A 12,164-nucleotide genomic window follows, 5' to 3' on the forward strand; every position below is an offset into this window, starting at 1 on the left:
CTTGGTCAATCTGCCTCTTTCGGAAAAGGGATTGTTGAGGGCAAGTCGGTTAATGGCGAGTCTCTTATACCGAGTCTTTCTGTTGGAGAGGACGGTTTTATAAAGTGAATAGAAGGCTTTAAGTCGTTCAGATTTTTACTGATCGTTCCACTCGGCATTTTTCGTAATGAATGGAATTACTGGATTGAAGATCGTCTAATGATCCTTCAACCATATCAATACAGAACACCTTTGCTTGCCAAAGGGTTCTTTTTTTATTGGTTTATTTATGTAAAGAGAGCAGTCTGTGAATAATGATGACTGGCTGCATGAAGAACAATCCAAATGAGCGAAGTTCATTTCATTTAGATAAGACTGAAGAAGCAAGGAAGTTTTTAACCATCTTTATGCAAACTTTATACCGTCGTCTAAACCCTTAGACCGTCTTAATATAAATCGATTTATAATAGCAAAAAATGAAGTTAGGAGGAAAAGTCATGATGTCTGATATTGTGATGTTAATTCTTTTAGTGATTTGTTTCGCTATCCTTTTACTTTTTGTGGATTGGTGCGATAAACAAGTCGAGTCGAAAGAATAGAAAGGGGTTTAAAAATGATTTACGTTCTTGGCGGTGTCGTTTTAATTTTGGGTGTCTACCTGATCTATGCTTTGGTTCATCCTGAAAAATTCTAAAAAAAGGAAGAAGAAACATGTTACAACTTGCGTTAACTCTTTTGTTTTATATGGTGATGGTGATTCCGGTTGGGTCTTATTTGTACCATATTGCAGCTGGTAAAAAGACATTTTTCGACCCGGTCTTTGATCGAATAGACCGTCTTATTTATAAGGTGAGTGGCATTGATCCGGGTAAAGAAATGAACTGGAGTCAATATGCTCTAGCTCTCATTGGGACCAATGCTGTTATGGTGCTGCTAGGATATATCGTCTTAAGGATACAAAGCATTTCGCTGTTTAATCCTAACGGGATTGGAGCGATGGAAGCCTCACTTTCATTCAATACGATTATTAGTTTTATGACAAACACCAACTTACAGCATTACTCAGGTGAATCGGGTCTGAGCTATCTTTCTCAGATGTTGGTGATTACTTTTATGATGTTTGTCTCAGCAGCGAGTGGTTATGCTGCTTGTATTGCATTTATCCGTGGTCTTGCAGGTAAGACTAAGTACAACGTAGGGAACTTTTTTTCAGACCTTGTACGGATTACAACGCGCGTACTCCTTCCATTCTCATTGATTGGAGGATTAATGCTAGTTTGGCAAGGAGTGCCTCAAAACTTTAATGGGAATGTGATTGTCGATACGATAGAGGGGGCTAAACAGGTTATTGCAATGGGCCCAGTTGCTGCTGTTGAAATTATTAAACATCTCGGTACGAATGGTGGAGGGTTCATTGGAGCGAATTCTTCAACTCCGATCGAGAATCCAACAATGCTGACAAATTTAATCGAATTATATTCAATGATGTTGCTGCCGGGTGCTTGTGTGATTACTTTCGGTAAGATGGTCCGTGACCGGAAATTAGAAAAGAAATTGAAGAGTGGTCTCTTATCAGCAGATAGACAAGATTTACAGAGAAGTTTGACGGTTCGTTTATTTGGAAGTGAAGGTCGGACCATATTCGCAACGATGGGAGTGATCTTTCTAATTGGATTGGGTGTGTGCTTTTGGGCAGAGTCACAAGGGAATCCGTTACTTGCTGATTTAGGTCTTTCACAATCGATGGGAAGCATGGAGGGGAAAGAAGTCCGTTTTGGAGTCGCACAATCAGCCTTATTTACAACCACTACGACATCGTTTACAACCGGTACAGTCAATAACATGCATGATACTTTAACACCGATTGGTGGGATGGTTCCGCTTTTACATATGATGCTCAATGTGGTATTCGGGGGCAAGGGAGTCGGCTTGATGAACATGATTATGTATGCGGTTCTGGCTGTCTTCATTTGTGGACTGATGATAGGACGTACACCAGAATATCTTGGTAAGAAGATTGAAGGACGTGAGATGAAACTGACTGCGCTCTGTATCATCATTCATCCATTTTTAATTCTAGCTTTTTCTGCTTTGGCTATCGCCACGACGGGCGGTTTAGAAGGCATTACCAATTCGGGCTTCCACGGACTTTCCCAAGTGCTTTATGAGTTTTCATCTTCGGCTGCAAATAACGGATCGGGTTTTGAGGGATTGGCTGATAATACAATCTTTTGGAATATTACCACCGGTCTAGCTATGTTCTTTGGACGTTATTTGTCGATCGTGATTCAGCTTGCGATAGCGGGATCCATGATGAAGAAGAATTTTGTTAATGACTCCGTAGGGGCTCTGCATACCGATACAGTGGCATTCCCAATGATACTTGTTGTTGTTGTCTATATTTTTGCTGCACTAACGTTCTTCCCAGTGCTTGCACTCGGACCGATTGCAGAACATTTAACGCTTTGGATGTAGGAAGGGAAAGTTATGATGACCAAAAAACACAATAAGAAGTTGATTTCTCCCCAAATTTTGAAGCAGGCGATAATTGGCTCCTTTATAAAGTTAAATCCGCGATACATGATGAAGAATCCTGTGATGTTTGTGGTAGAAGTAGGATGTTTCATTACCCTGCTTTTATCTTTCTTCCCAGGCCTATTTGGTGACGCGGCAACGGATGATCAACAAATCTACAATATGATTGTTTGCGCTGTATTATTTGTCACAGTCTTGTTTGCTAATTTTGCAGAATCTGTAGCAGAAGGAAGAGGAAAAGCCCAGGCAGCGAATTTGAAGAGAACACAAAAGGATACCATTGCACATCTCTTGGGTGAAGATGGAAAGATGCGTGAAATTCATTCAGGCGAATTGAAAAAAGGGGACCTCGTGATGGTTTCTGCGGGCGAAATCATTCCGGGTGATGGTGAAGTGATTGAAGGAATTGCTTCCGTCGATGAATCCGCCATAACAGGTGAATCCGCTCCCGTTGTTAGAGAGTCTGGAGGAGACTTCAGTTCAGTTACAGGAGGGACGATGGTGATCTCGGACTGGTTAAAAATTCGGATTACATCTGATCCTGGTAACAGTTTCTTGGAACGGATGATTGCTCTGGTTGAAGGCGCTTCTCGAAAGAAAACACCCAATGAAATTGCGTTGAATACTTTGCTGGTTTCGTTGACGATTATTTTCTTAATTGTTATTGTGACCCTTTATCCAATTGGTCAGTACTCGGGTGTTCAGCTTTATGTTTCGACCTTGATTGCCTTAGCAGTCTGCTTGATCCCAACAACGATCGGTGGCTTACTTTCGGCAATTGGGATTGCGGGGATGGACCGAGTGACCCGTTTCAATGTCATCGCGATGTCTGGAAAGGCAGTAGAGGCTTGTGGGGATGTCGACACGATGATTCTGGATAAGACTGGAACCATTACTTATGGGAATCGTCTAGCGGCTGATTTTATTCCAGTAGAGGGTGCAGACCGTAAGGAACTCATCCATCATGCAGCTTTAACTTGTTTTCATGATGATACCCCAGAAGGAAAGTCCACCTTGGAACTTGCTCGTCGAATGGGAGACAGTAGTAATGAAATTCCTGGGACTCGCTTTATCGAATTTACAGCTCAGACAAGAATGAGTGGTGTGGACTTGCCTGACGGAACAAAAATTCGTAAAGGGGCTTCGGATGCAATTGAAAAGTTTGTAACGGAATTAGGAGGGAAGCTTCCAAATGATCTAAGAGAAGCGGTCGAAAGAGTTTCAAGTTTAGGTGGTACACCACTGACCGTTTGTGAAAATAATCGTGTTTTAGGTGTCATTTATTTGAAGGATACGGTAAAAGAAGGTATGGCAGAGCGCTTTGAACGCCTACATGCGATAGGAATAAAGACCATTATGTGTACGGGTGATAATCCCTTAACAGCTGCAACAATAGCAAAAGAAGCGGGTGTTGATGGATTCATTGCAGAATGTAAACCGGAAGATAAGATTGAAGTCATCAAGAAGGAACAAGCAGAAGGCAAAGTGGTTGCCATGACGGGAGACGGGACAAATGATGCTCCAGCACTTGCTCAAGCCAATGTCGGATTAGCCATGAACAGTGGAACAACAGCTGCTAAGGAAGCGGCCAATATGGTCGATCTTGATTCGGATCCGACTAAGATTCTGGAGGTCGTGGAAATCGGTAAGCAGTTGCTCATCACCCGCGGCAGTCTCACGACATTTTCGATTGCAAATGATATTGCAAAATACTTTGCGATTATCCCTGCCATGTTCATGCAAGCAATTCCGGAGTTAAATGTCTTGAATATCATGAACCTTGCGACTCCAAACACAGCGATACTATCCGCTTTGATTTTTAATGCCTTGATCATTCCTTGCTTAATCCCATTGGCTATGAAGGGTGTTCAGTACCGTCCTATGTCTTCGGGCAAATTACTACTACGTAACATGATGATTTTCGGTGTGGGTGGGATCATTACCCCATTTATCGGGATTAAATTAATCGACATGCTCCTTTATCCCTTATTGGGTTCATTGGGTATGTAAAGGAGGAAATCGTGATGAATAAAAAAATTAAAACTTTATTTCATGGGGGCCGTCAAGCATTCTCGGTCTCTCTTGTCCTAATGGTCATTTGTGGATTTCTTTTCCCAATTCTTTTGACAGGACTTTCGGCAATCTTTTTCCCTTACCAAGCAGAAGGAAGCCTATTGAAGGTTAAAGATAAGGCTGTTGCATCCGAAAATGTGGGACAAGAATTTTTGGAGGATTATTATATGTGGAGTCGTCCGTCGGCCTACCACTATAATGTGTATACGGAAAATAAAGAAGGCGATAAAAGGTATCAAGATGGGAGTGAATTTCCGGGAATCGCTTCAGGATCGAACAACTATGCCCCTTCTAATCCTGACTTAATCAAGCGCGTTGAAGCAGATATGCAGGACTTCCTAGATAAGAACAAAGGGATTCAGCCTGAGGATATCCCGACGGATCTGTTGACAGCTTCTGGGTCTGGACTAGATCCGCATATTTCACCTGAATCAGCAAGGATTCAAATCCCTCGGATCGTGGAGGCTTCTGGATTAAGCAAAGCACTTGTTCAAAACATTATCAAGAAGCATACAGATGAAAAATTATTAGGGGTTATGGGAGAAGAAAGTGTCAATGTCGTGAAGGTAAATATTGAGATTGCTAAGGAAATGGGCTTAATTCAGGATGAATAGAGGCATTCTTTGACCAAAAAGGAGGTGAAAGAGATGTTGTTGCGACCCTATCAAGAAGCCTCTAAGACGGTGATTCAAATAAAGAGAGCAGATGATACAATAAGCCCTGGTCAGGAACTATTGGCTATCTTATGTGATTTCAATGAGTGGCTAGGAATTACCGACACACAAGCTTGTATCTGCGAATCGACCGATGAGACAACGCTCTATATTTTTTATCGGGATGTTGCCTTTGACATTGCAGATTTTTGGGATCTCTTTGCCTTACGAATGGCCAAGATTAACCAGATTTGGGGTTTATGTGTCTTTGGAACAACAGACCGTCAAGACTCGATTCGATTATTTGCTGACTTAGTAGGATCATCTCTGGAACTGGGACAACAGACTATCTCTGGGAATCGGTCGGAGGTGGTTTGGACACCTTGTTTTCAAGTCCTTTGCAATGACAAAGAGACTGCTGAGGGGCTGATGGAATTACTTGAGACGCTCAACTGGTCGCTAGGTGTTGCTGCTATGCGTTGGGAAAAAACAAACTTTGTTAAGCAGCAAGATTTGGTCTTGTTGCCCCAAAGTCGCACCTATTTTTGCTATGCGGGCTTGCAAAATTATCTTGATTCAAAAGATTTATTGGAGTCTTTGAGCTTCAACCAAAAGATAGACCTTTGGAAGAGTTTTTTGCGAGATGGCATCGAAACTACTGAGTTTGAATGGTTACAACATTCAATTGGTCAAGATTGCCTAAACAACCGGATGGAATGGGAACTCTCCTTGCATGAATCCATGAAGCAGCTAGGCTTTCATATGACCAATCAAAATCATCAGTTTGAGCTCTATGACCAAACAGGTGAAAGATGCTACTTCGGTGCGAATAGCCAGCGACCTGCTGAATGGGCTTTTATCAAAATTCTGTTTCCAATCAATGATTAAACCTCTTGTCCAGGTTGGTACAACATGACTAGGCAAACGGGACAAATACGTGTATGATCGTCTCAAAATAATAAGAATTTCCCAGTGAAATCCTTGTTAAAAGGATATTTTCTACCTGCCTTCCACTTTCTCCGTTTATTAGTCTCCTTGGTCTGTCCCTTGACATTTAACTGTAGAATTTCATGGTAACTGGCTTGAAAAGGGATCATTGAGTCGATATTCTGTATACAATAAAGGTCTAAAAGAAAGGAGACAAAAGGTGAAGCCGTCTCAAGTTAATATCGTTAAAATGATGATTCCAAAAGTCTCAATTGCTTTGTTACATGTAAATGATACGGTGCGCCAGGGGTTAGAGGTGATGCGTTATCATGGATACACAGCCATACCTGTTGTGGATGACAAGGAGGGCTACTTAGGTAGCGTGACCGAGGGGGATTTTCTCCGCCATATTCTTACAACAGGTAAGTCCGATTTAAAGAGTCACGAGCAATACCGGATAGGGGAAATCTTTCGAAAAGATTTTTGTAAACCTCTCCCTATTTACGCCCCTCTCAATGAGCTGGTTTCAGTATCCTTCGAACAAAATTTTATTCCAATTGTCGATGATCGCAATAGTTTTTGTGGGATTGTGACGAGAAGGTCTCTTATTGAAGCCTTATATCTGGATGAATTTTAATTCTCTGGGACAAATTATCTAAACAAGCTTTATTTAATGAGCTTTCTGTTTGGTTCATCTTGCTTCTTTGATTGAAGAGGGTGACAGGCTTTGGTGAAGTGATCTTTCAAATGGGTTTATAAGGCAGGTCGCATTTAAAGGGTTGGCTCAAGTGTTTTAATGTCATGACAGATTGGCATCACATATCGCTTTTTAGGGGGGGATTATTTGGAACATTCGAATCATACGCCAGAGCAATTGCTCAAGGTTATTCAGGAGGAAGAAAAGAATAAAGAACTGGGCCAGTTAAAAATTTTTTTTGGTTATGCTGCTGGAGTTGGAAAGACGTACGCAATGCTTGAAGCAGCTCATTTGGCAAAAGAGCGTGGAATGGATGTGGTGATTGGGTATATCGAACCCCATACCCGCCCCAAAACTATGGCCCTCCTGCGAGGACTCGAACAGCTGCCCAATTTGCAGATAGCCTACAATGGGATCCGCCTTCGTGAATTTGACCTAGATGCGGCACTTCAAAGAAAACCTGAAATTGTGATTGTCGATGAATTGGCTCATACCAATGCGGTTGGCTGTCGTCATGAGAAGCGGTATCAAGATATTGAAGAATTATTAAATGCAGGCATCGATGTTTATACAACCATTAATGTTCAACATATTGAAAGTTTGAATGATACGGTCTCATCCATCACAGGTGTCAGGGTGCGAGAACGAATACCGGATTTTGTTTTTGACCGTGCGGACCAGGTGGAATTGGTCGATATTGAGCCCCAAGATTTGATTGACCGTTTTCAAGAGGGAGACGTCTATAAAGAACACCAGGCGAGACAGGCTCTTCAAAATTTCTTTTCAATTAAGAATTTAACTGCCTTAAGAGAAATCGCAATGCGGCGGTGTGCCGATAAGGTCAATCGGTTGACCGAAAGTGCCAATATCACGAACCTCTCGGATTATCATACGGATGAGCATATCCTTGTATGCCTGTCGCCTTCACCATCGAATGCCAAAGTCATTCGAACGGCTGCTCGCATGGCAAATGCTTTCAAAGGCATTTTTACAGCGCTCTATGTCGAAACACCTGAATTTGCTGATATGAGTGATCAGAATCAAAAGCGCTTTCGTGCCAATATGCACCTGGCAGAACAGCTAGGCGCTACCATTGAGACGGTTTATGGGGAAGACATTCCTTTTCAAATTGCAGAGTTTGCCCGGCTATCCGGTGTCTCTCAGATTGTCATCGGACGTAGTGCCGCTATAAAAAAGAAATTTCTTGGCCAAAAAACACTGGTCGAAAAACTAATATCTGATGTCCCCAATATGGATGTTCATATTATTCCAGACATCATTTCGGCTGATTCCTTTTATCGCCTATTAAAGATAAGAATGAAGGTTGATCTTCACTTTTCGCCTTTAGACCTACTTAAAAGTGTCGTAATTTTATTAGCAAGTAGCTTGATCGGCTTCGTGTTTCAGAGGTTTGGCTTTGTCGAAGCAAACATTATCATTGTGTATGTGCTTGGGGTCCTCCTCATCTCGGTGGTCACCAAGAATCGGGTTTACAGTTTAATTTCCTCAGTTGTCAGTGTTCTCTTGTTTAATTTCCTTTTCACTGATCCCAAATATACCTTTCAAGCCACTGGCCAGGGTTATCCGGTAACCTTTATCATTATGTTTTTAGCTGCTTTTATAACCAGCTCTTTAGCCCTACAATTGCAGCGGAACACTTTGCAGTCTGCTAAGGCTGCTTATCGGATCAAAGTGTTATTTGATACCAACCAACTCCTCCAGAAGGCATCTGATAAGGAGGAAATTGTATCAACAGCGGCTAGCCAGTTAAATAAATTACTCGGTAAAGACATTATTATTTATTTAGTAGATAACAACATGCTTGGGGCACCGATGTTTTTTTCCTTACAGGAAAAGCCAGTGACTCCCGAATTGATATCGAATAACGAAAAGGCGGTCGCCAGTTGGGTCCTTAAAAATAACAAGCATGCTGGAACGACGACGAGGACCTTCTCCAATGCTCTGGCCAGATATTTAGCCGTCCGGGTGAATGATCGGGTCTATGGTGTAGTGGGTATTGTGATGAGGGAAGAGCCTTTAGACACCTTTGAGAATAGTATCCTACTCTCTCTTTTAGGTGAGTTCGCTCTATCATTAGAGAATGAACACAATGCTAGGGAAAAAGAAGCTGCTAAGATTCTCGCCAAGAATGAGCAGTTGCGAGCCAATATTCTTCGGACCATCTCTCATGATTTGAGAACACCTCTAACTTCTATTTCTGGAAATGCAAGTAATCTGATTTCGAATAGTGAAGGCTTTGATGATGAAACGAAAAAGCAGTTATACAAAGATATTTATGACGATTCCATGTGGCTCATCAATCTGGTTGAAAACTTGCTGACTGTGACTCGGATTGAAGAAGGGCGGATGAACCTTCGAATCACTGAGGATTTGGTTGAGGACGCAGTCGCAGAAGCGCTTCAATTTATCAATCGAAAGAGTGAAGGCCACTCGATTCGAGTTGAACACAAAGAAGATTACCTACTGGCTAAAATGGATATCCGATTGATTGTACAAGTGATCATTAATATTTTGGATAATGCTATTAAATATACGCCCAAAGATTCCCATATCGTGATTAAAACAGAAAAACACGGCGATAAAGCAGTCATATCCATCGCAGATGATGGTGAAGGTCTCTCAGATGAAAGTAAGAAAAGAGTGTTTGACCGGTTCTATAATGGATCGAACACTCTGGCTGATAGCCGCAGAAGTCTTGGGTTAGGCTTGTCACTTTGTCAGTCGATTGTCAATGCTCATGGTGGAGAAATCTTTGTGAGGGACAATCAGCCACATGGTACAGTGTTTACCTTTACATTACCCACAGGGGAGGTGCAAATTCATGAATAACTCATTGATCCTAGTTGTAGAAGATGATACATCAGTGAGAAATTTGATCACAACAACCCTCAAAGCGCATAATTATCGTTTTTTGACCGCCTATAATGGCTCCTCAGCAATCGCTGAAGCTTCTTCTCACAATCCCGATATCGTCTTGCTAGATCTAGGTCTACCCGATATGGATGGGGTTGAAATTATTCAAACGATTCGGTCCTGGTCGAACATGCCAATTATCGTGATCAGTGCACGTAGTGAGGATAGTGATAAGATCAATGCACTTGATGCAGGGGCGGACGACTATCTAACAAAACCTTTTTCTGTGGAAGAATTACTGGCCAGGATCCGTGTCACTCAGAGACGTCTTCCCATAATGCAACGGAGTTCCTCAGAAGAAACGTCTGTCTTTGTGAATGGAGACTTGCGATTAGACTATGCCGCTGGATGTGTCTTCCTTAATGAAGAAGAATTGCACTTGACACCGATTGAGTACAAATTACTTTGCTTGCTGGCCAAACATGTTGGGAAGGTCTTGACGCATACCTTTATTACGCAAGCGATTTGGGGGAGAAGTTGGGATAATGATATTGCTTCTTTGCGGGTATTTATGGCCACACTGCGCAAAAAAATTGAAAACCAGGCGAATTCGCCGCAATATATCCAAACCCATATTGGTGTCGGCTACCGCATGATGAAGGTAGAATAATGGCTCCCATATTAAGGAAAGTTTTTCAGGTGACCCTATCTGAATTTATAATTAGTCATTCACCGAATCAGTTGAAGCTAGGATGATTTCCTATTTTTTCCCAAAACGCTTTTTAATTTGGGGCTATAAAAAATTTGAGCAAGCTTAAGAAAACTAGAACCTTATGATTGGTTGGCTGAGTTGTGCTCTTTAAGATTGGAGTAGGATGGCCCCATTCCAATCTTATTCGAGGAGATCCGATCGATTAGGGCATCCGGTCTCTGCCATGCTTCTACTAACCAAAAAACAGTCAATCCGCTACTCGCTGCCGATTAAAGGTTTTGAATGACCTTTTAGGGGGCTGCTGATGGATCGACTGTTTTTTATTTTAAAGCATCTTTACTTTATTGACATTTGACGTAGGCTTGAATGGCATCGCAGACATATTGAGCCGTGCCTTCACCGAATTGGTCGATGTTCTTTTTGAACTCAGGGTCTTGAATGTAACCGTAACCGATCGATGAGAAGACTTCTAGGCTACAGTCAAAAGCGTAAGTGCATAAGTAGTGATGCAATCTTCCTGCCAAATCAACGTTTTCTTGACTTGTTGGATTGAATCCATCAGTCTTATTTTGAGCGAAAGCAAAGAAAACATCATTAAATTCATCTGTTGTTTCCTGTTCTTTTCCTTCTTGCTTTTTAAACGCTTGTTCAACCACTTCTTTTCCGTAGCGATCGATGGCCGTCTGCTTATATTTTGAATGATCCTGGTAAGTAAACCCAGCAAACTTATCTTGAGTGGACATGGTGATTCTCCTTTCATGAGCTGAGATCGTTTTTTCTAAAGTGTCGATCAGTGTTAGGAGTTTTTCTTTCTCTTTGAGCATTAACTGAAGCTGATTTTGAAGGTGTGAGAGTACTTTTGTATCCTCTTCTCTAAGCAGGACTTTGATCTTCTTCAAGGGAAAGCCTAGGTATTTGTAGAACAAGATCATCTGAAGAAAAGATAGGTCTTCTTCAGAGTAGTAGCGGTAGCCATTTTCCTTCTTCTGAGGAGACAATAAGCCAATCGCATCATAATGGTGTAAAGTGCGCACCGATACACCACTCATTTCACTCACTTCTTTAATCTGATACATTCAATTTCCTCCTAACATTTTTCAGTATAAACTATGACGTAAGGGGAGGGTCAACCTTCTTTTTACTTAAGTGTCGCTACTGACCAAGCTGGGTGATGAAAGCCATAAAATAGCTTCCAATGGGCACACTATTGTTTAGGGCAAGTAACCAGGTCGATATAGGCATTGGATTGGTCGAGTTTCCCCCTATGATTAGAAAAAGACGACTGCCTGGAGTATAATTGATGAAGATAATGGATGGTAGCATGGTTAAGACTAGTTCATAGTGGTTATCAAATAAAAAAATAAGGGTGTAAGTCAGAACAGAAGCTATCTACATCCTTTAATTAAAGGAGAGTAGGATCGGAATGGATCTTCTAAGAGTATTATTACCTGTAATTTTAATCTGTGTGCTTGTTGTTTATATCATCTATTACACAGTGAAGAAGGGAAAAGCAAAATCAAGTGAGGAAGAACAAAAAGAAGAGAATCACATGACGGAAGGCATGGCAGTTGGGATGTGTCTGGGTACAGCAGTCGGTGTGGCACTCGGCTCAGAGAATATCGCCATCGGCATGTCCATTGGCATGTTGTTGGGCATGATTGTGGGGATGAGTCGTCCTAAATAGAGGTTGATGAATGATGGATACAGGTGAAAG

At 41.7% G+C, this 12,164-nt stretch carries 10 protein-coding genes; 9 read left to right on the forward strand and 1 reads right to left on the reverse strand.

Annotated elements, in window-relative coordinates:
• The first annotated feature begins 592 nt into the window (after window positions 1-592).
• The 8 genes from kdpF to HMPREF9708_RS05145 all read left to right on the forward strand — a co-directional run bounded on the left by kdpF (window position 593) and on the right by HMPREF9708_RS05145 (window position 10,408).
• Window positions 593-673, forward strand: coding sequence for a K(+)-transporting ATPase subunit F (gene kdpF / locus HMPREF9708_RS08685; RefSeq protein ID WP_083826862.1), 81 nt, complete (start codon window positions 593-595; stop codon window positions 671-673).
• Window positions 674-690: 17 nt separating this feature from the next.
• Window positions 691-2,454, forward strand: a complete 1,764-nt coding sequence (locus HMPREF9708_RS05115; RefSeq protein WP_006309145.1) for a potassium-transporting ATPase subunit KdpA — start codon at window positions 691-693, stop codon at window positions 2,452-2,454.
• 12 nt (window positions 2,455-2,466) lie between these two features.
• Window positions 2,467-4,524: a potassium-transporting ATPase subunit KdpB gene (kdpB, locus tag HMPREF9708_RS05120; RefSeq protein ID WP_006309146.1), complete on the forward strand. Its 2,058-nt coding sequence runs from the start codon at window positions 2,467-2,469 to the stop codon at window positions 4,522-4,524.
• Between the two features lie 14 nt (window positions 4,525-4,538).
• Complete coding sequence (gene kdpC / locus HMPREF9708_RS05125; RefSeq protein WP_006309147.1) at window positions 4,539-5,201, forward strand: K(+)-transporting ATPase subunit C; 663 nt, start codon at window positions 4,539-4,541, stop codon at window positions 5,199-5,201.
• A gap of 33 nt (window positions 5,202-5,234) precedes the next feature.
• Window positions 5,235-6,128, forward strand: coding sequence for a hypothetical protein (locus tag HMPREF9708_RS05130; RefSeq protein WP_006309148.1), 894 nt, complete (start codon window positions 5,235-5,237; stop codon window positions 6,126-6,128).
• Between the two features lie 259 nt (window positions 6,129-6,387).
• A complete protein-coding gene (locus tag HMPREF9708_RS05135) occupies window positions 6,388-6,804 on the forward strand; it encodes a CBS domain-containing protein (RefSeq protein WP_006309149.1) in 417 nt (138 codons plus the stop codon).
• 207 nt (window positions 6,805-7,011) lie between these two features.
• The gene (locus tag HMPREF9708_RS05140) at window positions 7,012-9,714 is read left to right on the forward strand and encodes a sensor histidine kinase (protein ID WP_006309150.1); all 2,703 of its coding nucleotides are present in this window, start codon (window positions 7,012-7,014) and stop codon (window positions 9,712-9,714) included.
• Window positions 9,707-10,408: a response regulator transcription factor gene (locus tag HMPREF9708_RS05145; protein WP_006309151.1), complete on the forward strand. Its 702-nt coding sequence runs from the start codon at window positions 9,707-9,709 to the stop codon at window positions 10,406-10,408. Before HMPREF9708_RS05140 ends, HMPREF9708_RS05145 begins: the two co-directional genes overlap by 8 nt.
• 383 nt (window positions 10,409-10,791) lie before the next feature.
• Here the strand turns inward: HMPREF9708_RS05145 and HMPREF9708_RS05150 are convergent, their stop codons facing one another.
• Window positions 10,792-11,526 (reverse strand): MerR family transcriptional regulator, encoded by a 735-nt coding sequence (locus HMPREF9708_RS05150; RefSeq protein WP_006309152.1) that lies wholly within the window; start codon window positions 11,524-11,526, stop codon window positions 10,792-10,794.
• A gap of 347 nt (window positions 11,527-11,873) precedes the next feature.
• On the opposite strand from HMPREF9708_RS05150, the gene HMPREF9708_RS05155 reads away from it, so the two are divergent.
• Entirely contained in the window at window positions 11,874-12,134 is a 261-nt protein-coding gene (locus HMPREF9708_RS05155; RefSeq protein ID WP_006309153.1) for a glycine zipper family protein, read from the forward strand.
• Window positions 12,135-12,164: the final 30 nt, after the last annotated feature.

Origin of the sequence: Facklamia languida CCUG 37842, from assembly GCF_000245795.1 — a bacterium.
Lineage (GTDB): Bacteria > Bacillota > Bacilli > Lactobacillales > Aerococcaceae > Facklamia > Facklamia languida.

What these genes read in the sequence shown, in the direction of transcription:
- kdpB (WP_006309146.1), top strand. Translation starts at nt 2,467, where the DNA reads ATGATGACCAAAAAACACAATAAGAAGTTGATTTCTCCCCAAATTTTG.
- kdpC (WP_006309147.1), top strand. Translation starts at nt 4,539, where the DNA reads ATGAATAAAAAAATTAAAACTTTATTTCATGGGGGCCGTCAAGCATTC.
- HMPREF9708_RS05115 (WP_006309145.1), top strand. Translation starts at nt 691, where the DNA reads ATGTTACAACTTGCGTTAACTCTTTTGTTTTATATGGTGATGGTGATT.
- HMPREF9708_RS05130 (WP_006309148.1), top strand. Translation starts at nt 5,235, where the DNA reads ATGTTGTTGCGACCCTATCAAGAAGCCTCTAAGACGGTGATTCAAATA.
- HMPREF9708_RS05155 (WP_006309153.1), top strand. Translation starts at nt 11,874, where the DNA reads ATGGATCTTCTAAGAGTATTATTACCTGTAATTTTAATCTGTGTGCTT.
- kdpF (WP_083826862.1), top strand. Translation starts at nt 593, where the DNA reads ATGATTTACGTTCTTGGCGGTGTCGTTTTAATTTTGGGTGTCTACCTG.
- HMPREF9708_RS05145 (WP_006309151.1), top strand. Translation starts at nt 9,707, where the DNA reads ATGAATAACTCATTGATCCTAGTTGTAGAAGATGATACATCAGTGAGA.
- HMPREF9708_RS05150 (WP_006309152.1), bottom strand. Translation starts at nt 11,526, where the DNA reads ATGTATCAGATTAAAGAAGTGAGTGAAATGAGTGGTGTATCGGTGCGC.